We start from the raw sequence: 25598 nt of genomic DNA on the forward strand, positions 1-25598 counted from the left end.
CCCTTATTTTTTATATTTATTCAAATAATTTTCAATTTCTGAGATTTTGATTACATCTTGTTCCATAGTGTCACGATTTCTAATTGTAATTGTGTCTTTTTCAAGCGTGTCAAAATCAATTGTAATAGCAAAAGGCGTTCCTATTGCATCTTGACGACGATATCTTTTACCAATTGAACCACTTTCATCATAGGTTAGTCGAATGTTTGACTTTGCACTTAAAATATCAAATATTTCTTTTGCTTTTTCAGCTTGTTTTTTCATCAAAGGCAAAATTGCTAGTTGGATTGGAGCAATGTTGTAATCTAAACGCAAAACAATTCTTTCATCATTTTCAAGCTTTTCAACATCATAACTATCAATTAATAATGCCAATAATAATCTATCAACACCAATTGAAGGTTCAATAACAAAAGGAATAATTTTTTTGCCTTCATCAGTTAAATACTCAAGTGAATTATTTGAGAATTTCATATGTTGAGTTAAATCATAATTGCCACGATTAGCAATTCCTAAAAGTTCGCCCCAACCAAATGGAAATAAATATTCAATATCACTAGTTCCTTTTGAATAATGGCTTAATTCTTCTTTACTATGTGGTCTAATCCGAATATTTTTTTCATTTAAGCCTAACATTGAAACAAAATTTTTACATTTGTTAATTCAATATTTATAAAATTTATCAGCATCTTTTTCTTCACAAAAGAATTCAAGTTCCATTTGTTCAAATTCTCTTGTTCTAAAAATAAAATCACGAGGTGTAATTTCGTTTCGGAAACTCTTTCCGATTTGACCAATTCCAAAAGGCAATTTAGCTCTTGTAGTTCTTAAAACATTTTTAAAGTTAATAAAAATTCCTTGTGCAGTTTCAGGCCTTAAATATGTTTTTGCATTGTCACTTTCAATTGCACCCATTCAAGTTTTAAACATCAAATTAAATGGTTTAATTTCTCCTCAATCACATTTAGAACCATCATATTCTTTAACATTTTCTTTAACAAGTCTTTCCAACTCATTAATTTTTAATTCTTCAACATTAATATTTGGCATCACATCTTTTAAGATATGATCAGCACGGTAGCGTTTATTATTAATTTTATTTTCAATTAAATAATCCGAAAAATTACCTAAATGACCACTTGCTTTTCAAACTAATGGGCTCATAATAATTTTTGAATCAAGTAAGTAATTCTTTTCACGACTAACAAATTCTCTAATTCAAAAACTTTTAATTGCATTTAACATTGCAACTGCATAAGGGCCATAGTCTCAAGTGTTTACAACCCCACCATAAATTTCAGAGTTTTGATACACAAACCCTGATGTTTTTAAATGATTAATTATTTCTTGAATATTTTTAGTTTTCAATTTGCCCTCCGCAAAAATAAAATATTACTATATTTTACCACAAAAAATTATTTAATTAATTTATTTTATATTCATATATAATAGTGAATTATGTTAGATTTTATACAAAAAAGAATGCAACGTTCAATGGACAAAATTAACAAAAAAGTGTCCATTACCGAAGAAGATATTATTGAAATTTTAAGAGAAGTAAAATTGTCGCTTTTAGAAGCTGACGTTAACCTAGAAGTTGTTAAATCATTTACTAAGCAAGTTAAAGAGAAAGCTTTAGAAAGTAGAATTATTGGTAAACTTAACCAACAACAAACGTTTTTAAAAATTTTTAAGGATGAACTTGTTGCTATTTTAGGTAAGAATAGTTGTGAAGTTAAAATGAAAAAAGTTCCGACTTCAATTATGCTAATAGGACTTCAAGGTTCTGGTAAGACTACAACTGCTGCTAAATTAAGCACTTTTTTAAAAAAGAAAAAAATTTGTCAAAATCCTTTACTTGTTGCAGATGATATTTATAGGCCTGCTGCTAGAGAACAACTAGCTCAACTTGCAAAACAAATTCAAACAGATTATTTTACTTTGCAAGAAAATGATGCAGTTAAGATTGCAAAGCAAGCTTTTGAACATGCAGAACAAAATCACAATGATTTTATAATTATAGATACTGCTGGTCGTTTGTCAATTGACGAAAATTTAATGACTGAACTTAAAAATATAAAAAAATATGTTCATCCTGATTATATTTTCTTAGTTATCGACGCAATGAGCGGTCAAGATGTAATTAATGTTGCAAAAACTTTCAATGAAAATCTAGAACTAGATGGAACTATTATTACAAAATTGGATTCTGATGCTAGAGGTGGGGCCGCATTATCAATTTCTTATTTGTTAAATGTCCCAATTGTTTTCATTGGTGTTGGTGAAAAACTTTCAGGCTTAGAATTATTCCATTCAGATCGGATGGCAGATAGAATTTTAGGAATGGGAGATGTCATGTCTCTTATTGAAAAAGCATCTGAAGAAGTCGATGAAAAAATGATGAAAAAAATTGGCTATAAGATGCTTACTGGAAAATTTGATTTAATGGACTTAATGAATAGTTTAGACCAAATTAAAAGACTTGGCAAAATGAAAACAATTTTAAAAATGATTCCAGGACTTGCTGGGAAAATTGATGAACAAAAAATTGAAGAAGCTGAACAAAAATTTAAAATCTATACAATCCTAATTAATTCAATGACTGAACAAGAAAAGAAAATGCCTAAATTATTAAAAAATGTTAGTCGTAAAGAAAGAATCTTAAGAGGCAGTGGTCGTACTGCACATGAATATAATATGTTGCTTGCTGATTTTGAAAGAATGGCAAAGCAAATGAAAGAAATGGCTGCTGGAAAATTACAATTAAAACCCGGTATGATTTAATTAAAAAAGCTCTACTATAGAGCTTTATTTTAATTTTGGACCTTTTGGGATTAATTCTCTTTTATGTTCAGTGATTTTATGCAATGTTTGAATACGTTCAGAAATTTTTTCATCAACTAAATGAGCATCATATTTTCATTTTTCGAACTCATCATAACTAAAACCTAAATCTTTTTCATCAGATTGATTTTTATACAAATCAGCGGATGGTTTTCTTTTAATAATTTCTTTTGGAACATTTAAAATATTTGCAAGAATATAAACATCGGATTTATCAATGTTAGCAAATGGCAATAAATCACAACCTCCATCTCCGTATTTTGTAAAATAACCTAAGTAATATTCAGCATAATTGTCAGTTCCTAATACTAAAGTATTATTTTTTTGACTCAAAGCATAAAGCGAAGACATAAATAGTCTCGATTTTAGATTTGCTAAAACCATTTTATTTTTAATTTTTAATGTTGATTTTAATCTTAAATAAGTATCTGATAAATCAACAATTTTTATTTTTGAATAAAGTCTTTTTTCGAGTTTTTTAACATATGATTCAACTTTTTTATTTTCATCAATTTTAAAATAATAGAAAAATGCATTATCTCTAAAAATATTTGAACTAATAATAGCTAATGTTGCTGAATCAATACCACCAGAAATGCCTAAGGAAATTCCATTTGCATGTGCTGAGGATACTTTTTGAATTAATCAAGTAGTAATTTTCTTAATTAAAATGTTATAAATTTTTTGTTCTTTATTAGTCAAAATATTAGTTTTTTTGTAATTTTCATAATTAATGTAATTCATATTTACTATTTTAGCAAAAACTATAGTTGTTCATTTCTAAATTACAACAAATATTAGGCAAAATAATTTCAATTTTTTTCAACTTATTAGTAAAATATTAAATATTAATAATTACTATATTTAAATGCTTAGGAGATATTATGATAAGTGTTAATGATTTACGTCCCGGGACTACGTTCCAATTTGAAAATAATATATATGTTGTTTTAGAAGCCTCACATTCTAAACAAGGTAGAGGTCAAGCTAATGTTAAAGTTAAAGCAAAAGATCTAAGAACTGGTGCGATTACAGTTAAATCTTTCACTGGTGGTGAAAAAGTTGAAAAAGCTATGATTGAAAAAATTTCGATGGATTATTTATACAATTCTGGTGAAGGAATTGTACTAATGGATCAAGAAACTTTTGAACAAATTGAAATTCCTAATGCTAAAGTTGAATGAGAAAGAAACTTTCTAAAAGAAGGAGATAAAGTTTTAGTTAGAAAATTTGACCAAGAAATTTTAGACATTGAGCTTGCAGCAAATGTTGCATTAAAAGTTGTATCTGCTCCTGAAGCAGTTAGAGGAAATACTGCTCAAACTGCACAAAAGAAAGTTACATTAGAAACTGGTTTTGAAGTTGAAACTCCTTTATTTATTAAGGAAGGTGAAGTTGTTTTAGTTTCGACTGAAACTGGCAAATATGTAGGAAGAGCATAAAAATGTTAGAAAATAATACTAATTTTATTAAAGTAAATACTAAACAAAATTTATATTATATTGTTGAACAAGATGTTTTGGAAACCGAAATTAAAAACACATTATCTAAAATTAAATTTTTGGTTTTACTTAAACCTATCCAAATTAAGATCAATGAAGCAAAAAGTAATTTAAGCATTTTTATTAATTGCAAATTTAGTCGGGAATCAGATTGACATTTTACTCACGATACAAAAATGTTGATTTTTGAAATTGAACAAAAGGTTTTCTCATTAATTAATACTAAACCCACAAACATTAATTTAGTTTTTGGAGAATAATATGTCGAAGAAAAGTAAACAATTTGACGCAGTTTGTGTTGATCAAATTAAAATAAATTCTTGTGCAATGGTTGAGAGCATACAAAAAGGTAATTTTAGTGTTGCAATGAGCGCAGCTCCTATTTTGTATGCTTTATTCAAAGATCATTTGGTATTTAATTTGCATGATCCTAGATGAATTAATCGTGATCGTTTTATTTTATCTGATTTAGATGCGACTGTTGCTTATTACTCAATATTAAGAATGTTAGGTGTATTGCAACAAGAAGATTTAGAAAGATATGCTAAATCAAATGGTCTTCCTATTTTTCCTCAATATGATCTAACAAAATTAATCGAAGCAACAATTAATCCCTCAATTTCTGGAGTTGCAAATGCAGTTGGTATTGCAATTTCGCAAGCAATTTTAGCAAAAAAATTTAATGAAATTAACCATATGACTTATGTTTTGTGTAATAATGCTGAACTTCAATCTGGGAACGCTTTAGAAGCTTTATCGCTTGCAGGAACATTGAAATTAAATAAATTAGTTGTTTTATACAATGCATATGAAGTTATGCGTGATAGTTTTGTAAATTCTGTAAATAAAGATAATGAAGCTAAAAAATTTGCTGCAATGGGATTTAATTACATTAAGACCTCAAGCAATTTCAGAAAGATTAGCAAAGCTATTGCAAAAGCAAAACATTCAATTAAACCAACAATTATTCAAATAAATACAACCGTTGCAAAAAATACACCATTTGAAAATAGCATTCAGTCATATAGCCACATGATTTCATTTGAAGAAATTTCTGATTTAAAAGACGTTTCAAAATTTAAGAAAACTGATAATTTTGCAATTTATCCTGAAGCTACTGATAATTTTGTTAAATGTATTGAAAAAAGAAACACAAAAATTTATCAAGCTTTCAATTTGTCAAATAAATTGGAGCGTTTTATTAATCAAAACATCAAAATAAATTTAAACGATTTAGAAGACATTAACATTAAAAAGGACTCTGAACTTTATAGTCAAATCATAAATAGTATTTCAGATAAATATGAAAATTTAGTTTTCTGTTCAGCTAATTTAACTAACCTAGTCAACATAAATGTTGATGGAAGTGTTTTTGCTTCAAATAATAGAAGTGGAAGAACATTATTATTTGGTCAAAGACATTATTGTATTGGTGATGTTGCAAATGGAATTGCATTACATTCAAATTTTAGACCTATAGTATCAACAATTATTGATTATATTGATTTTAGCAAGCATGCTATTACTTATGCAAATGATATGCATTTGCCAGTTATTTATTTAGCATCAAGAAATAATAATTTAGAAAATTCAAATAATATTTTTAATATTTCAATGCTTAGAACAATTCCAAATATTTTAGTTTTAAATCCATATAATCAAAGCGAAACTAAAGCATTATTTAGTAATGTGTTTAATGCTAATTTGAAAACTCCTGTTATTTTTATGCCTGATGATACCAAAAATGATTCATTTTCTAAACAACTTTCTAAAAATGATAAAGAGGCATATTATGTTTTACGTGGAAAAAACCCAATAACTATTTTAACATCTGGAAAAGACTTAGAGCTTTGTTATCCATTAGCTAAAAAACTAAGTTTATCTTTAGTTTTTGCTTCCAATTTAAACAAACTAAATGATTTGGAATATAAAAAACAACTTGCAATTTCAATTGAAAATACACATAGTTTTTCTTGAACAAAATATGCTAAATATAATATTGCATCAGACACTCTTTCAGATATATTAGCAATAAAAAATCATATTGATTTTAGCTCTTCAAACATCGAAAAAGCATTGAAAAAAATTCTTCAATCACTCAACAATAAAATTAAGTCATCGAAGAAATCTTAACATAGCAATTTGCTATGTTTTTTTTATCCAAAAAGACCATTTGTTAAAACTAACTCTTTAGTATCAAAGTTAATTTCTAACTCTTTATTATATGGCAAAATTATATGAGGGAGTGCGTGCCCAAAGTTTAAGTTATAAACTATTGGTAAATTAAATTCTTTTGTTTCATCTAGCAAAATTTGCTTATATTCATCATAATATATTTCATCAATAGGCTTTCCAACAATAATAGCTTTAATATTGTTGAAAACATGTTTTTCTTTTAAAGATTGAATCATTTTTCTATACAAATTTGGATTCGATTTAGTTTCAGCAGTTTCTATAAATAGAATTTTGTTTTTTCAATCTAACTCTGTTGGAAAAATGTCATATTTTTCAAATATTTCTCTTTGCTTTTCATCTTGAACTTCTTTGCAAATAATTGAATATAAACTTTCTAAACATCCGCCTAATAATTTACCTTTATAAATTCCTTTCCCTCTTAAAAATTCAAAGCCTTTTATGTCTTTATGAGAGATTCTTTTAACATAATTTTGTTTAGCGGAATAGTCTTTACGATCTTCATATCATATGTTGCTATGTGCAATTTTTAAAGTGTTAGTTTCATTAGACAAATTTTCAATATTTTGCTTTGTGAAAGGTAAAATTTGGTTTTCTTGTTCACAAAAATCAACAATAAAATTCATACCATAATAAGTATCTACACCAATTTTGTGAAAAAACATATGATTAATAGTTGTATCAGAATAGCCTAAAAAGAATTTTGGATTTTTCTTTGCAAATTCTAAAAATTTTTTATCTTCAAATAAGTATGGCAAGATTTTGTAAGTATCAAACCCACCAATGGCACATAATATGCCTTTAATATTTGGATTATAAAACGATTCTTTTAAATCATTAGCCCTAGCTTCTGGATTATTTTTAATAAATTCAATGCCTTTCAAACTATTAGGCATAAATATAGGGTTAAAACCTAAATTTTTCATTGCATTAATTCCAAAATTTAATTGCTCTTTAGAAATTTCTCCTAAAATTCCTGAAGATAAACTAACAATTGCAATTTCATCACCTTTTTCAAATTTTTGCATGTATTATTCCCCCTTCAATTTATCTTTTATAGCATTTATTTTGTTTATGTTGATTTCTTTCCACTTACCAATAGGCAAATTTTCATCGCTAAATTCGCCATATCTTTTACGATGTAAATTAATAACATAATTATTGACTAAAGCAAACAAATTTTTAACGTGGTGATTTCGACCTTCATATAAAATTACTGAATATATTAAATTATTAAGTTTTGTAACTTTTTGTTTACTTTTTTTGCCTTCTAAAATCGCATTATCACTATTTAAAAATTTGATATCTTCATCTGACAATGGCTTTTCTAATTTAACTATATATTCTCTTAAAATATTTGAAGAAGGGTGTGCCATTAAATTGGCGAACTCGCCATCGTTTGTTACTATGATGATTCCAGTTGTATTAAAATCTAATCGACCAATTGAGTATGTATATTCTTTTAAACCTAAATAATCAAAAATAGTTTTACGTTTTTGAGGATCATTATTTGTACAAATTAAATTTTTAGGTTTATTAAACAAAATATATTTTTTAGTTGTAATGTTTTTTTGATTTATTAACTTATTCTTATAAATAATTTTGCTATTTTCATCAACAAGTTGACCTAAAATTGCAAGTTTATCATCAACATAAACTTCATTATTTTTAATAGCTTCTTCAACATGCCTTCTTGAATCTATTCCTAATGCACTTAGCAGTTTTTGTATACGAATTTTTTCCATATTTATGGAACTAATTATAAATTATATTTATTTTATAAATATGCAAATTTTGTTGTTTCAATTTTTATCAAATTCTTCAAATTTTGCATGTAATTAAGATGCATAAGCACAATAAAGGAGAAAAAATGGAGAAAAACAATGTATTTAAAAATGAAAATGACATTGAAATTTTATCTTTGTATCAAAAAAGAAAATTTATCAATGATTTTTGCCGTTTTGCTAAATTAGAAATTAAAAATCATAAAAATAAGTTCAATAAGAAATCATTATTGGAAATATTTGTTTCATCACTAGACAAGGATTCGTCAAAAATCTTTTTAGAAGAATTTATTGTTGGTGATAAAGAATCTGAATGATATTTAGAACATTGATCAAAGGGAACATATTACAAGAAATTAAATTTGTTAGTTAATCAATTTATAAGGTTTGTTAATGTTAATTAGCCAAGAAATATATCAATATGTTCAAAATAATCAACAAATAAACCAAAATACATATGCTGAAAAATTAAATTGCGAAATTGATCGAATTGTTCATGACAACACATATCAAAATGATAATGAGTATTTTGATTTAAAAATTAGACGATTAATTCAATCTAACAAAGTTGCATTAGAATTCGCCTATAGAAATTTAGATTGAAGAATTAACAAACAAATAATTAAATCAACAATCGCAAATAAAGAATTTAAGTTTAATTTAGTTAAGAAACGTGATGGTCTTTACTATTATCAAGCAATTTTGGAGCTTCAAAATGATTGAAAACAATTTACTTTTGACAAATTAAGAAATATTTGTATTGACATTTTTAACCAAGAAAGTAACAAAGGGCCCTTAAGACATTTATACACTATAAATTACAAATTTCAATATGCACAAATACAACAACAAATTAGAATCACCTCAGAAAATGCATATTTTAAATTCTTTACTCTAGCACATTATAAATTTTTTAATAGCATTGATTTTAAAGAATCACTTTTTGCTAATAGTGATATGCAATTTTTGCATGTAAATTTTATTCCTACTAAATTTGAGCATGCAAAATATATTGATAAACTTTACAAAATACAAATGTATAAAAAGTGAGAAAAAAGCAGTGCATACATTGAAAATTTTGATCAAACTGATTTTAATGGATTTCAAATAGAATCTAAAAGCATTAGTGGGTCAAATGGAAAATTATTATTGCAATTAGAAGGAAATAACAAAATAGATAATGTTGTAATTAAATCATATAGTCATTATAATAAAACATTGCAAAAAACTATTATTGATCCCAACTATGAAAATGCAAAACAAGGATATATCTTGCCTTTAAATTTTGCTGGTAATTTCAGTCATAAATGTATTTTTAATTTTGGAGAAGGCATTAAAAATATTGAATTAAATTACAATCAAACTATTCCAAAAGCATTTTTTAACTATGAAAATGGATATATCAAACTAAATGTAATTGAAAATGATAATTTCAAAAAACTTGATATGGAATGATCGTTAATCAAACAAAAAAATATTAAAGCAATTGTTGAAAAAGCAAATAACTTACTTGACATTAAAAGAATAGGAGAAATGTAATGAAAAGAGATAAAAAGAAAAAAATTATTTTATATAGTTCTTTAACGGGAATTGGATTAATAACATTGGCAAGCGTCACAGCATGAGCAGTAATTAGTAAGAAAAATTCACAAAAAATAAATAATAATGAGAATCCAAATAATAAGCAAAATAATGACATAAACAAGCCAGAAGTTCCCAACATAGACAATAAAAATCCGAATGAAATTAATGAAGATAAAAAATTACAAATTATTAATAGCGATGATATATTTCCAATTATTGAAACAAGGGACTATTATGATAAGTTAAATTTTAAAGATGGGCAACCTTGAATTGATGATGATATGATAAGCTATATTATTAAGAATATTATTGGAAGAATGACTATTAATGACGGTGCAATTAAGTACGTTATCAAAAGAGAAAACGATCAAAATGTAACAATCCATTTTATTTGGTATAACACAACCAAAAAAGCCTATAGAACATATAAAATTTCGACAAATACTATATAATAAAGTCTATGAATGTAAGAGATGTTATATTAAAAGAATTAAGAAAATTCTCTAATAAAGAAATTTCAGATGATTCCAATATTAAAGACTTAAATATTGATAGTTTGGATTTATTGCAGCTTGTTGTTACATTAGAAAAAAATATGCAAATTTCTATTAGCGATGAAGAACTTTTATCAATTAAAACAGTTAAAGATATTATTAACATAATAAACAAAAAGAAAAACTAAAAAATATTGTACAATTAATTTGTACTTTTTTAATAGGGGTATAGTTCAATGGTAGAACAACGGGCTTCAACCCCGTGTGTTGTGAGTTCGAGTCTTGCTACCCCTGCCATATCATGAAAATGGAAAAATGCTAATGTATTCTACATTAGCATTTTTATTTAATTAAGAAAAATAAAAACCGCAAGACACAATACTTCTTGAGATGGCTGCTATATTTCTATCCTGACCAGATTACAAGGTTATCGTTCTCACGGCGTATTAATTATAACAAATAATTTATTCTCATTCGGTGTTTTTATTTAGCCCACTTCACTTACTAATTGATTTAGCATTATTAAGCTTCATAAAATGACCAAATCCACCGGCTTTGATTGTCATTAAAATATATTCTTTCTTAGAAACTTCATTAATATTACCATTTTCTTTTACTTTAAATTTAAATGGTTTTAACAAACCTTTTTCTTTTTCATTATAGCCACTAGTTACAGTTAGATACATAATTGAATCAGGCCCATAATTTGATTCATCATAGTATTTATACCCACCGATAAATCCTTTACTAATTATGTAATTTGAAAATTCACGGCGAATATTAGCATTTCCAAAATATCTTTGCATTCCTGAGAATTTGCCGGCAATAATTGGAATTCATTTCAAGTTTGTTCCTTCTTGCAATTCCCATAAAATTGAACGGACACCAGAATATAAATTCAATTTGCCATTATTATCACGTTTAGCGTTTAAAGTTTCACGTCCAAACATTTCAAAAACAGCTAAATTCATAGTTGTTAAAAGTCTATAAGTTGCTTGATATGCCGGTTGTTTTGATCTAACAACATATTTGCTATTGTAGTTAGCTACATTATTTGCCTCTTTATTAACTTCACTACCTAACAATTTAAAAATGTTGTCTAATGTTGTTAATGGATCGATTGTAACGGTGATGTTATCTGGATCATTTGGGTCGCCTTTTTTCTTAGGATTTAGCATATCTAAATTAACCATATTATTTAATGTGGTCATATTAGTTCTTTCATTTACATTAGCACTATAGTTAATATTTCTTAGCATATTATAAATGAGTGAAGTTGGATGTTTTGCCTTTCCAAACACTAGATTGATTAATTTTACTAATGTAGGACCATTGATAATCTTATTTTCACCAATGTAGTTGGCTAAAATAGCAGCATCTCCTCCTCCGAAAGCGGATGTTATTTTATTAATTGCATCAATAATGAATTTCTTAGGATTTGAAATGTCAAATTGTTTTGCATAATTTGAAAATTGTGTAATTGTTCTTTTCAAAGTTTTTCTTGTATACAATTCGGTGTTCAATAATTCAAGAATAAATTTAGAAGCTAAATCTTTTAAGAAAGTTCTATCTTCAGTTGTAACATTTTCTAGCGACAATAAGTTAATAACTTGCTCTATAACTTCGGTTAAAACTTCATCGTCTTTTGCAAACTTTGTAATCACACTTGTAATATTAGATTGCAAATTATTTTGAATACGTTTAATAATTTCACTTATTAAGCTTCCTAAATTATTAACATTTGTAATTTTCGGACCAGATAGGTAATCTTCGACAATTGCTCTAATTAAGTTTTTAATTTCATCATATTTGATAATTTTTGAAACAATTCATTTTAATTTTTCATTTGAAACAAGTTCAAGTTTTAGAGAATCGAAATCAATTTTAGAAACTTGGTCTTTAGCAACTTCGAATAGAAATTCAATTAAAGCTTCTTTGGCGTTAATATTATTTGGTTTAATAGCACCATTGGCAGCAGACAATAAGTTAAAAATTAATTTTTCTACTGTTTTTAACCATTCAACTTGTTCAGATGTAATTTCATTTTCTGCTATTGATGCTGGTTTTGTCTTAGTATTAAATTTAGATAAATTATTAACAATATAGTAATATACAGATAATAGTTCACCTTTTAATGTAGCAATAGGTAAGTTTTTATCTAAAATAGTTTCAATTAATTCTGACATATTTTGTGTGCTTAAGTATTTAGCATAATCAACTTTTTTAAGTTTTTCAACAAATGCTGATTTAATTTTTTCACCATTAATGTGGTTTGAATCATCAAATAATTTAAGGTCAGCAATCAAGTCAATTAAATCATTAGTTATTTGTGAAACTAAGTTTAAATTATTGACCTTTAAAATTACCCTTTTTAATAATGAAATTATGTTGTTAATATTAGCAGAAGTAGTAGTAATATTGAATTTTTTGTTAATTTCATCAAATGTAAATTGCAAAGTCTTGTCTAAGAAATTGCTATCGCTAATAATAGATTTAATAAAATCTTTAACAAACTCTTTAATTTGAACTTTATTAGTTTCAATTAAGTATTTAAATAGACCGTTAAAGTTATTTAGTGAATTAAAAGTGACTTCATCAAGTGAAATTAATGATGTTAGTAAGGCATTAAAGAATTTTTCAGTCGAGTCTAAATCAAAAATTGTTGAAATAACTTTATTGAATACAAGATTTGCAAAATCAGTCGCTTTTGGATTGGTTTCTAATAATTTTGTTTTAATAAATTCAAGATTTTCACTAACAAGTGCTTTCATCTTAGATTCATTTCTAAATCAATGATATAGTTTAGGTAAAGCAGCTTTAACTAAAACTTTATCTTCATTATTCAAAATACTAAATCATGATTTTAAAACTGTAAATAATTTGTCTAGATCTAGAGAAATCTTACCTTCTCATGAAATAATATTTTTTTGTTGTGGAGATGATTTTAATAAATTCGAGAAACTCTCAATGTTATTTAATAGCATTAACATAATGCTACTGATTTCTTTGCTAGTTAGCTTATTAATGAATCCATTTAATTCATCTAAGTTCAAACCATTTAACAATGAAGGAATATTTATTAATGTACTAATATCTCATTTATTAATGTCAAATGAATTCTCTCTTATATTTTTAGCAATATTTTTAAATGAACTTGACATTATTGACTTGAAAATGTTCAATTTTGGAATTGCAGTTATTAATTTAGCAATTGCAGAAGTTAATAATTGCTTACCATTTTCGGGTCACTCTACATTTATTAAGTCATGATCAGTTAATTCAATTAAGAAAGAAGCTATTTTTTGCTTAACAAATTCAGAATCTGATGAATTATTAATAAAATCGGTTAATAAACTATCTAATGTTGATGCAACATTGTTTTGTGAATTTTCGATTGCATTTGCAATTCAACCTGTTAGTGTTTGAACATTTTTAGTTGTAGTTTCGGATAACAAATTAGTAACTATTTGCTTAAATAATGGAACAATTTTAGCATCATAAATTGAGTCAATATAATTTCCAAATTTATTAGTAATTTCTTTCATTATATCAACACAATTTTTGCCGAATCTTAATGGATCTAAGTTTATATTTGCAATACTATTTACAATTAAATTTTTAACATTAGCTTTTTGCAAAATATAATCAACAAAGTTTGGTTTATCAAACAATATTTTTAATATGTTTGTAAATTGTTCAATAGTATATGAATTTTGAACATTATTTTTAACAAGCAAAATATCTAAAATTTCATTTAATCCATCTTTGCTTGAAATATGTTTTAGAATGGTTTCTATAGTTTTACTTCCAATTTTATCTAAAGTAATGTTTGTAGGCAAAGTATCAAATTCATTTAATATCTTAGTAAATAAATTATTTATAAGCGAACTATTAGTACTATGTAAGATCACATTTTTAAGATAATCAAATAATTTGTTATATTCATCATTGCTTAATTCAATTTTGGTAGTTTGTTTAATGTAAGCTAAAGCGAAATGTGAAATTTTTACAACAAAATTTTCATTTTCAAAAGTACCTTTTAAAATTTTGTTTAGCAAGTCATAAATTTTATTAGTTTTTGACAATTTAATAACTTTGGTTAGAAATTCACCTAAATTATTAACATTGTATAAACTAAAGTTTTCAACGAATATATTTTCAAAAATAGACTTAATTAGAGAAATATTTTCGTCTTTAAATATATTGTCTCAAATATCTTTTCTTAAGGAAGAAGTAAATTCTTCAATTGATTTTGTATTTGATTTTATTAAAACTTCATCTAATAGATTTTTATCGAATTTGTTAAGAATGCCTGTCAAATAATCGTCGATTAATTTAGTTAAGGGTGAATCTTGCAATTTTTTAATTGCTTCAATAAGTTCATTAATTAATAATTTCTTATCATCATTAACTAATTTACCAAAAATGACACGAATTAAAGAATATATTTCTTTTGAATAATTAGGAGATTCATTGTTTTTTGTAGCTTTATTCTCTGCATTTTTAGGAATAGCAAGTGTTATAATGCCATTTAAATTTCTTAATAATGTTCTTGCTAAGGACAAAATTTCAGATGATGTAATTTCATCTTCTAAAATCTTGTTTAAGTTTTCAAAACTGATTAAACTCATTAAGATTGAAGGCGAAAATAGTTTTGATAAATTAATTTTTGAAAAATCAAAACCATTTTGCTTAATGCTATCACAAATATTCTTTACAAATTCATCGATAACATTTTCAAAAACTTTGTGATTTCTTACTTGTTTGATTAATTTAGAAATTAGATTTGTAATTGCATTTTTATCTTCTTCTAAGATTGCAAAATTAGGTATTTTTTCTTGTGCAATATCTACAATCAATTTACTGAATTTTTGTAATTGTTTTTCATTTTTAGTATCTAATAAGAAATTATCAAAAATTGAGTTAATCATTTCTAAAATGATATTTTTAGTATTTTGAATAACATTGATTGCAAAGTCTTCTAATGATTTAGTTTTATTAATTACTTCATCAGAAAAGCTTTTTGTAATTAATGATTTAATTTTTTGTGCAAAATTTGTATCTCAACTGTCACTAACAAAAGTTTTGAAATCATCAATTAGTGATTTAAGTTCTTCAGATGTGGTTGAACTTAAATTTAACGACGCAATATCTAATTTATCTATATAATCAAAAATTCTTTTTTTAACATCAACTTTGTCGAATATGTAATTAATGAAAGACTCTTTACATAATAAAGTAGCAAAAACTTTTAGAACATCTTGTGTTTCTCAAATAGATTTTTTTAAATATGGCTTTGCAAAAATAAGATCAATAGCTTGTTGAATAATTTGAGGATTATTATTTAATAAGAAATTATCAGAAAATATGTCTTTAAATGCATCTGACATATCTTTAAAATCATATTGTGTCTTAGAATCTAATTCTTTAGCCTTTTTTACAACATTTTCAAATAATTTGGTAAATAATTCTGAATTAGGAACATTTAAAATTAACTCTGCAACATAATTTTTGATCTTGTTTAGTTCTTCATTTGTTAATGTAGTGTTAGTTTCTTTTTTTAGTCAAACTTTAAAAATAGAAGCGAGTTGGTTAGTAAGCTCTACATTTTGAGAGGTTTTTTGGAAAATACTACTAATTACATTTTTTAAATTATTTTCATTACCATTAGCCAAAATTTTATTTACAAATTGAGCAATATTATCAAATTTATAATTTTCACTATTATTTATAATGTGTTTAAACATTTGTTTTAAACTATTTGCAAAAATTTCATTATTTAAAATGTCATAGCTATTCTTAAACATTGCTTCAGTAAATTCTTCAATATTTTTATATTGAGGATTTTCAGCTAAAACAAGTGATGATAGATTATTTTTGTCTAAATAGTTTGTAATTTTTTGAAATACTAAAAAACCTGATAAATTCTTAATTACATCATAAAATAGACTCTTATATTCTAAGAAATTATCTAGCATCTTATTAATTGCATCAAGAATAATTTCTTTGGTTTGACTATTAACAGCATTATCATTATTTGCTAATAGATTTTGAGTAAGCTTTAATAAATTCTTTCTAAATTCTTCAAATGTAAAATTTGCAGCCTTGATATTAGATTTCAAGTATGAAAATACAAATGTCTTTATTCCACTTACATATTTTTCTTTGTTATCGATATTTGTTGGAATAAAACCTAGAATTTCAAAAAGTAGTTCATGATTTTTATTTCCCACTGAGTTTAATGATGCTGGATTTAAAAGGCCATAAATTACTCTTTCAAAAACATCATCAACATAATTTTCATTAGTTTTTTCTGATTTAAACAATGCATTTAAAATTAACATTGCAAATTTATCTTTGTTTTTAACTTCATTAAAGCTAGAAAGTAAATTACTAAACATATATTTGATATTTTCTTTGTCATTTGCATCAAAATGAAATTTTTTGTTAAATCTTTCAACAACGTTATTAGTTATTTCATCTAAAATATTAGGATTTGCTTTAAGTTGTTTAGCAATTTCATCAATCAAAACGTTAAGTTCATCCTTAGATTCTATTAATAATGTGCTAATTAGATCTTCAAAACTCTTTGTTTGTTTTGCAATGTTAGGCTTATCGAAAATTAAAGTTATTATTTTTTTAGCAAATGCTTTTGCTGCAGTTTTAAAACTTTCATCTTTAAAGAATCGTTCAATTTTAACTGCAATTTCTTTATTAAATAGGCCTTTGATAACGTATTTGCTATCAATTAAATCGATGGCAGCAGTGTCTAATAAATCAATCAATCATTTCTTGTTTTCTTCATTTTTTACAAAATCTGAAGATGCAAAAGAACTAACTTGTTTATAAAAACTTTCTTTGCTTAAAAGTGTTTTAAAAATTGTATTAACAACATTTTTTAAATTAATGTTTTTGTCATTGTTAGTAGCAAAAAGAACATCAACATCTTTGTTAATGTTATTAAATGTTTTATTTAATGTTTCATTATTTAACAATGCATTGACAAAATCAATAACAATTTTCTTTTGACTAGAATTACTAATTGAATTTTTTAAATAGTCGAAAGTATTCAAAAAGCTGTCTTTACTAATACCTAAAAATTGTGCAATATTTTCAATAATGTCAATTAATTCATCATTACTAAAGCGTTTACCATCATTAAAATATGCTTTGTAAGTTGTTAAAATGTTTTGATTGTATTTTATTTTGTTCAATTTGCTAATAATTTGTTCATTTTCAAAGCTATGTTCGAATTCATATTCTTTTTTATAAGTTTCGATGTTATCAGCAAGTAAGCCAAACAAATTATTTTTGATTTTAGCACCATTTTCATTAAATTCAATAGCCTTATGATAGGTTAAATTTTTATCATCTTTTTCAGGGCTGTATTTGAAATTATTTTTAATTAATTTTTGATATTCACCTTGTGTTAAACTAAATTTCGCAAAAATATCTTGCGCCAGTTTTTTAAACGCATTGTGATTTGGACTTTGGCCTAAAAACGATGGCGAATAATTTTTAATATCTTTATTAATTCCATTTACATTGTCAAAATTTACAAAATTAATTTTATGTGTTTTAGCAATAGACTCAATTGTGTCATTGATTTTTGAATTGATATTGCTAATGTATGTGTTACTAAATTTATTTTCGAGTAATTTTGCAAGTTTTAAAAATGGAGAAGCATATCCAACTAAATTAATATTAGCTTTCGGATTTAGTTTTCTAATTTCAACAAGTAAATTGTTATATTTTTGTTTAATTTGTTCAACTCTGGATTCAACTTTAGCTACTAAATCTGCTAAAACCTTTTCAGTATTTTGACCAACAAACTCAGCCGAAAGAGTTTTTCACATTAAATCAAAACATTCACTCTCGTTTAAAAAATCATTAAATGATAAAGATAAAGTAATTAAATTTGCATTTTTAATTTTGTTTAATAAAAAATCATAACCATTTTTAGATGGATTAAAGTTATTAAATAACAATGAATTTTTATTTTGATTTTCAATCGAGATATCTTTTTCGTTAGTTTTATTAAATTCAAAATGACGTAAAGTTTCATTTGATGCTTGATATTTTGAAGGATTTAGCAGATGAAGTCAATCACTTAATGTGGTATTTGTTAAACCAAAATTATAATATGAATCTAAACGTGTAGTTTTGTTTGACATCATATTAATAAAGTTTGCTAAATAAGATGCATATGATAATCCATAAATTTTATTTTTCTGATAGTCATATCATCCACCATCGACGTCATTATACAAACTTGCATATTGATCACCTAAAGCAACATAATTTATAGGTCCTTTAATAGCTTCTTGATAGTCTTTTTGCAAAGGTTTATCAGGTTTGTTTTGACTATTGTCACATGACGATGAAATTAAACTAGCAACACCAGTACCTAGTGTGACAATTGTCCCTATTAATGGAGCAACTATTTTTTTATATTTCTTTTTTGTTTCCATAATCTTTCCTATTTTATCCAAGTGCAACATCTTCATAAATGTAATGATAATGTTCCACGTTTGTTCTGTTTTTTGCCCAAATCAAAATAGTTTGTTGAATTCCAAGTTGTCCAATAATCATATATGTTATTAAAAATATTTTTCCTAATATATTTACATTTGGTGTTACACCTACCGAAAGCCCCGAGCTTCCAAATGCTGAACAGATTTCAAATAATGCATGAACCATCGTAAATTCTTTTTGACCTAAATGTGTTGGAGTATAAGATGAATAAACTACTAATGTACCGATCAAAATTAAGATAATACCAATTGTAAAGATGTTAATTGCTTTAATAAGTGTTTCTTTTCCAATTTGTCTTTTGAAAACATTAACAGATCTACGACCTAATAAAGTAGAAATCATACTTAAGAATAATATCGACAATGTTAGGTTTCTAATACCGCCAGCAGTTGATGCAGGTGAAAATCCTATAAACATTAAAATTGAGTGAACAACAATACTTTGATTTGTAAAATGATAATAATCTATGGTACTAAAGCCGGCTGATCTTGTTGACATTGTTTGAAAGAAAGTTGCAAATGTTTTTTCTCAATTTCCTCCATATTCACTTTGGTTTCAAAACCTTGTTTTATTTTTTGTGCTACATTCAAAAATAAATGTTAACAATAAACCAACACATGAAACAATTAAATAAGTTACTAATGTTAATTTTGTGAATAGCGATAAACAATGTGCATTTTCATTTTTTCTAAAGCTTTTAATTTTTGCATAAAAGTCATAGATCACAGGATAGCCAACTCCACCAATAAAAATTGCAATTAATGTAAAAATTTGTAAGGCATATTCTTCACTATAAGGTGCTAAGCTTTTACGTCCAATAATATCTAATCCAGCATTATTTAAAGATGATATTGCATGGAAAATTCCATATCTAATTGATTTTGTAAAATCGCCTTTTGGATTTTGAGATGTAACTTCATAAGGATTAAACATAGTTATATTGTCAACAACACGGTTTTGGTTAAACTTAGTTGTATCAAATTTGCCATAAGGTGATGTGTAAAAAATGATTGTGAAAACAACTGATAAAACAAATAAAGTAATTAGCATTGTTGTAATTGAAACTTTAATAATTTTTTTAGTTTCACCAATTGTATTTCCACCACGTTCCATTTGTGAAAGTTGTCCATTAAAAACAGTTAATTTAATGCCAAATATGTTTTGTAAAATATAAACTTTTAGAGTAAAAATTCCTAACCCTCCAACCATAATAGACAATGCAATTAGAAATTGCCCAAATTGATTAAACCCCAAAAGTCCACCCGGAATTGAAGATAAGCCTGTATTGCTAAACGCGGAGGCTGCTAAGAAAAATGCATCAGAATATTTGATGCTGATACTATTATCTTTTAAAAATGTTTTGTTGTGAGTGATAGGTCAAAACAAAAAAAGCGAAATTATGATGGTAATTAAGATATACACCAAAAAGATATATTTAATAATTCCCATTCTGCGAAAGAACATCAAAAATCAATTATTCTTTTTCATTTTGCTATCTCTTTTCATAGGTCATAATTATACTATTTTCTTAAAAAAGTAAAAATTTATGATTTTATATATAAAGATATATATAAGTGTTATGTGAATCTAAGACATTTTTTGGATAAATTAATGTTTTTAATACCACCAAATTTATTTTTAAGCATACAATTTACAAAATAAGGTTGTGGTAAAATATAGATACAATTATTTTGTTAAGAAGGTAAAAATGGCAACAAAAAAAAGTCGTGAAATTTGTATTATTGGATTAGGTAGATTTGGTTCTGCTATTGCAGACCAACTTTTAAAAGATAAGAAAAATAAAATTAAATTAGTTTTAATTGATAAGGATGAAAAACATTTAATTCCATTTAAAGACGAAGTTAATGCAATTTATGTTGCAGATGCTGCAGAACGTAAAACTTTAGAAGCTATTAATGTAGTTGATTTTGATGTTGTTATTGTTGCAACATCTGATAATATTGAAATTACTGCCGCACTATCAGAAGTTGGTGCTAAAAAAATTATTGCAAGAGCAAATTCAAAACGTCATGCTAATGTTTTAAAACAAATTGGAGTTAATATTATTATTAGCCCCGAAGAAGAAGCTGGACAAAGAGCTGCTTTATTGGTTGCAAATCCAAGTTTTACTTTATATTCGCAAATGGTTGTTGAGCTTCAAGATGGCTATGTAACAGGTTCTACTTATATTAAAAATCCTGCATTAATTGGCAAAATGATTAAAGATTTACGCTTTAGAGAACAACACGAAGTGCTAATTGTTATTGTTAAAAGAGGAACAAGGTCATTTTTACCTGCAGGAACATTTACTTTGCAAAAAGATGATTTAATTACAATTGTTGGTGCTACAGATGATGTAATTGATATTTTTGATTTATGTGCCTCGGAAAAAGAAAAAAAATAGTATCTTAATAAGATAAATTCTGCAAAATAGTGTAAAATGTATAGCGCAATAGACACAGCGTGATAGCATTTTATAAATTTTTTATTTTGCTTTAAATTTGGAAGTAAGATTAGCTGGATGCCGAAACCATTAGAATAAAAACTAGTAAAAAGAGCTATTAAAAGTCTTTGCATATGAAAGGTAAAATATGTCAAGATATTTAGGATCAATGTTCAAACGTAGTAGACGTTTTGGCATTTCATTATTAGAAAATAACAAAGAATTTTCAAAAGGTAAAAAAAGAACCACTGCACCTGGTCAACATGGTGCTAAAAGAGTTAAACCTTCTGATTATCAACTTCACTTGTATGAAAAACAAAAAGTCAGATATATGTATGGTTTAAATGAAAGACAATTTAAAAACTTATTTATTTCTGCATCTAAGAAAAAAGGTGTTACTGGTGTTATCTTACTTCAAATGATTGAATCGAGATTAGACAATTTAGTATTTAGAGCAGGTTTTGCAAGAACCAGAGCTCAAGCACGTCAATTTGTAACTCATGGTCATTTTTTAGTGAATGGTCATAAAGCAGATATTCCTTCAATGATTATTCCTGTAGGAGCAAAAATTGAACTTAAACCTTCTTTAGAAAATAACAAAGAAGTTGTTGCTGCATCCGAAGTTATGACAATCTCTCCATGATTAAAAAGAGAAAAAAATACTGCAACATTCACACGTCTTCCAGAAAGAAATGAATTTGCTAAAGAAATTAATGATGCTTTAATTGTTGAATATTACAACCGTTAAGATATGAAAGCCACCTTTTGGCTTTTTTATTTCCTAAAATTTACTAAAATATTAATAAATAGATTAAAAATAAGGGGAAATTTATGAAATTAAAAAAATCAAAGATTATTCTACTAGCGGGAGCAATTACTATTGCAACATCACCAATTACAATAATTTCATTATCGTGCAATGATAAAAAATACAATGAAACTGCTATAAATTACTCAACCAAAGATATCACATTTCCAACAGAAGATAAAACAAAAAATATTGATAGCATTTTAGATGATGCAGATATTAATATGTTTTATGCACCTGGCGTTCAACCATTTTATGAAACAATAAGGCTTGCGATGCTAGCCAAAAAGCAGGTTATGTACTATTATTCACCTGAAGTTCATGGAATGGACTTTCATAATATAATTCAAAAAGACACTTTTGAAGATTTTTTACAAAATCAACGTAAAAATGAAGGAAAAACAGAAGAAGAAAAAGCTGAAATCGATGCTTTGCAAAAAGCTTCACATGTAATTTCAATTCCAGGAAAATTTTTTTCAAGTACTGTTTGAGATCATGTTGCTAATGCAATAAAAGAAGGTATTAAAAAATACCCTAACAAAAAAATTAATGTTTGAGTTAATAGTTACCATGTGTTAAATAAAGTGTGATATCAACTTGCTGAATTAAATAATGTTAATATGATTGCATTAAATGATGCATCCTCAATGCTAAAAAATTATCATAATGATTTCGAAAAAGCTGTCAAATATTACATTAATCAAGATACTCATAAACTAGCTAAAATGCCTATAACTTATTCCTGATCTACTTGTAGTTATATTTTAATGCCTAATATTATGGAAAAATTTCATGCATTTTATAATGATTTGGACGAAGTTTTATATTTTCAAAAATTAGGATTAAATATCAAACCTTATTCATATGATAAAGGCTATGAAATTAAGAATGCATTATTTACCGCTAGAGACAAAAATAACAAAAGACTTTCAGTGGAATGGTGGTCAAAAATAACTGGTCAAGATTGAAAAAAAGAAGTTAAAAAAGTTAAAGACCAAAAAGCAAAAAATGGTAAAAAGAGTTTGATTTATTTAGGAAGCAGTGCTGAATTTGTTGATGTTGAAAAAAATCATTTACTTTCTTTGGTTAATAAATATGGCAAGACTCATAATATTTTTTATAAAGGACATCCTGGAATTGTACATTTAGAGAAATGATTTGAACAAGAAGTTAATGGTAAAAAAGAACTTTCATACTACGATGTATTTTTGAAAAAGCAAAATGAAATTTCTATAGATGAAAATGAACAAATTACTACTTTATTTAATCAAATTTCATCCGAAGAATTAACTACCAATCATAAAGATGATCCTTATTTTGAAAAGTTTGATAAATGAGCTTCTGCAATAAGACATACAACTGCCTTACAAAAAATGTTAGAAACTAATAAAATAGAGGATTTAGCATTAGCAGGTGATAGTCCTGAAAAATTAGGAAAACAAAATGATATTATTGCAGGTGATGATGAAGATAAAACTACTTCCGCTTGAATTGAATTTAAGAAATTTGTAGGCTATAACGGATAAATCAATTTTAAAACAATAAAATAATGGCATTTAAAATGCTATTTTTTGTCTTTGAAAATACTAAAGACTATTATATGAAAAATAACTTTTTAAAGAGAATCAATGAAAGCTGTTAATTTATTATCATCATAAAAATCATCTTGCAAATAAGCATAATTTGGTTCAATACCATCTTCAATTTCAGCAACTTCTTTTGTTTTTGGATTATACAAAATACCTTGATTATTCGAACTTATAACACTTGTTGTTCCATCGGGTAAAACCATAGGCATTATGCTACACATTCCACCACCAGATTTTTCACCAATAATTGTAGCAATACCCATATCTTTAGCAACAGCAGTAAATTCATTTGCTGCACTAAAAGTGTTAAAACTTGTTAAAACATATCATTTATATTCACCATAACCATCATTTTCATTATATAATCCATCACCGTTTGTATCAGTTTTTGTTGAAATTTTATATATTTCATGAGATAAAGAATTTCTTGTATAAGTATGAATTTCGTTATTTGTTAAAAACCCTAAAACTCTTCTCATAGCAGAAACATTACCACCACCATTTGTCGATAAATCTAAAACAATATTTTTTATTTCACCATGATTTTTAATTTCATTCATTGCTTTTTTCATAAAGAAATATGAATCATATTTTCAACCATCAGAGCTATTAATTTCTTCTTTAGTTCCCGTTTTGAAACTATTTAATGTAATAATAGCAGTATTGCCTTTAAACCTAATATCATCTGAGTCTTCTTCAATGTTATGATAAACTTTTCTAGTCATAGTTAATTTTGTTAACAAGTTATTATATTTAGTGTTTTTATTACTTTTTATAAAGTTTGGATTTAACATAGAAAGTTTATTATTTTTTTGGTTGAAGAAAGATAGCATCGTCATACTTGTATGTAAATCATCTAATTTACCAAATAAGAATTTTGCATATCCTTCATTATTATCATCAACATTTAAAGAAAGAATTCTATTTTTCATTTCTTGACTAATAAAATCATTAGTTTTGATGATATTTTTTGCATCTTTAAGACCATAAAAATAATCAAAGACAAAATTCAAATAATTTAAATTGTGTTTTCTATATTCTTCTGTAATTCATTTAGCAGATTCATAAATAGTATAAGCACCATCTTTCAGTCTCTCAATATTATTTATTTTGTCGCTTAATCAAAATTCAGTTCCTATTACTTTGCTACCATTATAATAAAGACTATAGTAATTATTAGCGCAAAACAAAGCATTAAAAATAGCTAAAGGGATTAAAACTTTACCTTTGTAGTATAAAATATCAAAACCATAGTCATTTAAATTAAATTGGATTTCATCTTTGCCGTAATCTATGTAATTTATCCCGGTATATTTTAGATAATGTGAGTAATTTGTGTTGTTTGTATCATTTGTAAAATTAAAAAAATCTAATTTCTTTACAGTAATTGTATTATGCAGCCAATTAACTTTTAGTTTAAGTGAACCATTATAGTAAGATTTTGAATTAGTAAAAATATTTTTAAAAGCTCAAATGCTATTTGCATTTAAAAAACCATTTAAAGTATTTATCATCTCAGAAATTTCTACATAAGGCAAAAGTTTTTGATCAACATAATATAAAGACATTCTACTATGTCTAACTAAATATTCTTGCCCATAAGGTACAAAATCAACTTCTTCTTTAATAATGTTTTTACTATTATCATTTTGCATTTTGTCACATGACATTGCAAATAATGGTGCAAAGCTAGTCAAAAAAAGGGCTGGTAAAATTATAAATTTTTTATTTGTTTTCATATTTATCATTTTAAACATTTTTAATAATTTTTGCATCTTATTTGAAATTAAAATATATGCATGAAAATTTATATTTTTTTGTA

18 protein-coding genes, 1 tRNA gene and 1 other RNA gene are annotated in these 25598 nt (G+C 25.6%); 12 read left to right on the forward strand and 8 right to left on the reverse strand.

What is annotated here, in order from left to right:
* Positions 1-3 precede the first annotated feature (3 nt).
* Entirely contained in the window at positions 4-1368 is a 1365-nt protein-coding gene (locus tag EXC60_RS00405; protein ID WP_024543999.1) for a glycine--tRNA ligase, read from the reverse strand.
* Positions 1369-1458: 90 nt separating this feature from the next.
* Here EXC60_RS00405 and ffh point away from each other — a divergent pair, with 90 nt between their 5' ends.
* A complete protein-coding gene (gene ffh, locus EXC60_RS00410) occupies positions 1459-2784 on the forward strand; it encodes a signal recognition particle protein (protein WP_024544000.1) in 1326 nt (441 codons plus the stop codon).
* A 24-nt stretch (positions 2785-2808) separates the two neighbouring features.
* Here the strand turns inward: ffh and nadE are convergent, their stop codons facing one another.
* Complete coding sequence (gene nadE, locus EXC60_RS00415; RefSeq protein WP_024544001.1) at positions 2809-3588, reverse strand: NAD(+) synthase; 780 nt, start codon at positions 3586-3588, stop codon at positions 2809-2811.
* A 140-nt stretch (positions 3589-3728) separates the two neighbouring features.
* On the opposite strand from nadE, the gene efp reads away from it, so the two are divergent.
* The 3 genes from efp to EXC60_RS00430 are packed head-to-tail and all read left to right on the forward strand — an operon-like array spanning position 3729 to position 6479.
* The gene (efp, locus tag EXC60_RS00420) at positions 3729-4286 is read left to right on the forward strand and encodes an elongation factor P (protein WP_024544002.1); all 558 of its coding nucleotides are present in this window, start codon (positions 3729-3731) and stop codon (positions 4284-4286) included.
* A 2-nt stretch (positions 4287-4288) separates the two neighbouring features.
* The gene (locus tag EXC60_RS00425) at positions 4289-4606 is read left to right on the forward strand and encodes an MMB_0454 family protein (protein WP_024544003.1); all 318 of its coding nucleotides are present in this window, start codon (positions 4289-4291) and stop codon (positions 4604-4606) included.
* A 1-nt stretch (position 4607) separates the two neighbouring features.
* Positions 4608-6479, forward strand: a complete 1872-nt coding sequence (locus tag EXC60_RS00430; RefSeq protein ID WP_024544004.1) for a transketolase family protein — start codon at positions 4608-4610, stop codon at positions 6477-6479.
* A gap of 23 nt (positions 6480-6502) precedes the next feature.
* Here the strand turns inward: EXC60_RS00430 and EXC60_RS00435 are convergent, their stop codons facing one another.
* A complete protein-coding gene (locus EXC60_RS00435; RefSeq protein WP_024544005.1) occupies positions 6503-7567 on the reverse strand; it encodes a S66 family peptidase in 1065 nt (354 codons plus the stop codon).
* Positions 7568-7570: 3 nt separating this feature from the next.
* Positions 7571-8284: a pseudouridine synthase gene (locus tag EXC60_RS00440; protein WP_129619842.1), complete on the reverse strand. Its 714-nt coding sequence runs from the start codon at positions 8282-8284 to the stop codon at positions 7571-7573.
* Between the two features lie 125 nt (positions 8285-8409).
* Between EXC60_RS00440 and EXC60_RS00445 the strand changes: the two genes are divergently transcribed.
* The 5 genes from EXC60_RS00445 (at position 8410) to EXC60_RS05930 (ending at position 10698) form a co-directional block, all read left to right on the forward strand.
* Positions 8410-8727, forward strand: coding sequence for an MG284/MPN403 family protein (locus tag EXC60_RS00445; protein WP_024544007.1), 318 nt, complete (start codon positions 8410-8412; stop codon positions 8725-8727).
* A complete protein-coding gene (locus EXC60_RS05920; protein WP_024544008.1) occupies positions 8717-9862 on the forward strand; it encodes an MHO_1580 family protein in 1146 nt (381 codons plus the stop codon). Before EXC60_RS00445 ends, EXC60_RS05920 begins: the two co-directional genes overlap by 11 nt.
* Entirely contained in the window at positions 9862-10359 is a 498-nt protein-coding gene (locus tag EXC60_RS05925; RefSeq protein WP_024544009.1) for an MHO_1590 family protein, read from the forward strand. Before EXC60_RS05920 ends, EXC60_RS05925 begins: the two co-directional genes overlap by 1 nt.
* An 8-nt stretch (positions 10360-10367) precedes the next feature.
* Positions 10368-10589, forward strand: a complete 222-nt coding sequence (locus EXC60_RS00460; protein ID WP_024544010.1) for an acyl carrier protein — start codon at positions 10368-10370, stop codon at positions 10587-10589.
* A gap of 34 nt (positions 10590-10623) precedes the next feature.
* Positions 10624-10698 (forward strand) — tRNA-Trp (locus EXC60_RS05930).
* 56 nt (positions 10699-10754) lie between these two features.
* On the opposite strand, the gene ffs is transcribed toward EXC60_RS05930, so the two are convergent.
* The 3 genes from ffs to EXC60_RS00480 all read right to left on the reverse strand — a co-directional run bounded on the left by ffs (position 10755) and on the right by EXC60_RS00480 (position 20424).
* Positions 10755-10851: signal recognition particle sRNA small type (gene ffs, locus EXC60_RS00470), an RNA gene on the reverse strand.
* Positions 10852-10865: 14 nt separating this feature from the next.
* Positions 10866-18872: a hypothetical protein gene (locus EXC60_RS05935; protein ID WP_024544011.1), complete on the reverse strand. Its 8007-nt coding sequence runs from the start codon at positions 18870-18872 to the stop codon at positions 10866-10868.
* Between the two features lie 13 nt (positions 18873-18885).
* Positions 18886-20424, reverse strand: coding sequence for a TrkH family potassium uptake protein (locus EXC60_RS00480; RefSeq protein WP_232612555.1), 1539 nt, complete (start codon positions 20422-20424; stop codon positions 18886-18888).
* 220 nt (positions 20425-20644) lie between these two features.
* Between EXC60_RS00480 and EXC60_RS00485 the strand changes: the two genes are divergently transcribed.
* The 3 genes from EXC60_RS00485 to EXC60_RS05940 all read left to right on the forward strand — a co-directional run bounded on the left by EXC60_RS00485 (position 20645) and on the right by EXC60_RS05940 (position 23713).
* A complete protein-coding gene (locus tag EXC60_RS00485; RefSeq protein ID WP_024544013.1) occupies positions 20645-21340 on the forward strand; it encodes a potassium channel family protein in 696 nt (231 codons plus the stop codon).
* A 187-nt stretch (positions 21341-21527) separates the two neighbouring features.
* Positions 21528-22127, forward strand: a complete 600-nt coding sequence (gene rpsD, locus EXC60_RS00490; RefSeq protein ID WP_024544014.1) for a 30S ribosomal protein S4 — start codon at positions 21528-21530, stop codon at positions 22125-22127.
* Between the two features lie 83 nt (positions 22128-22210).
* Positions 22211-23713, forward strand: coding sequence for a hypothetical protein (locus EXC60_RS05940; protein WP_024544015.1), 1503 nt, complete (start codon positions 22211-22213; stop codon positions 23711-23713).
* 89 nt (positions 23714-23802) lie between these two features.
* Here EXC60_RS05940 and EXC60_RS00500 read toward each other — a convergent pair whose 3' ends face one another.
* Positions 23803-25515, reverse strand: a complete 1713-nt coding sequence (locus EXC60_RS00500) for a S41 family peptidase (RefSeq protein ID WP_165283159.1) — start codon at positions 25513-25515, stop codon at positions 23803-23805.
* Positions 25516-25598 lie beyond the last annotated feature (83 nt).

The sequence above is a fragment of the Metamycoplasma salivarium genome, assembly GCF_900660445.2.
Taxonomy (GTDB): domain Bacteria; phylum Bacillota_I; class Bacilli_A; order Mycoplasmatales; family Metamycoplasmataceae; genus Metamycoplasma; species Metamycoplasma salivarium.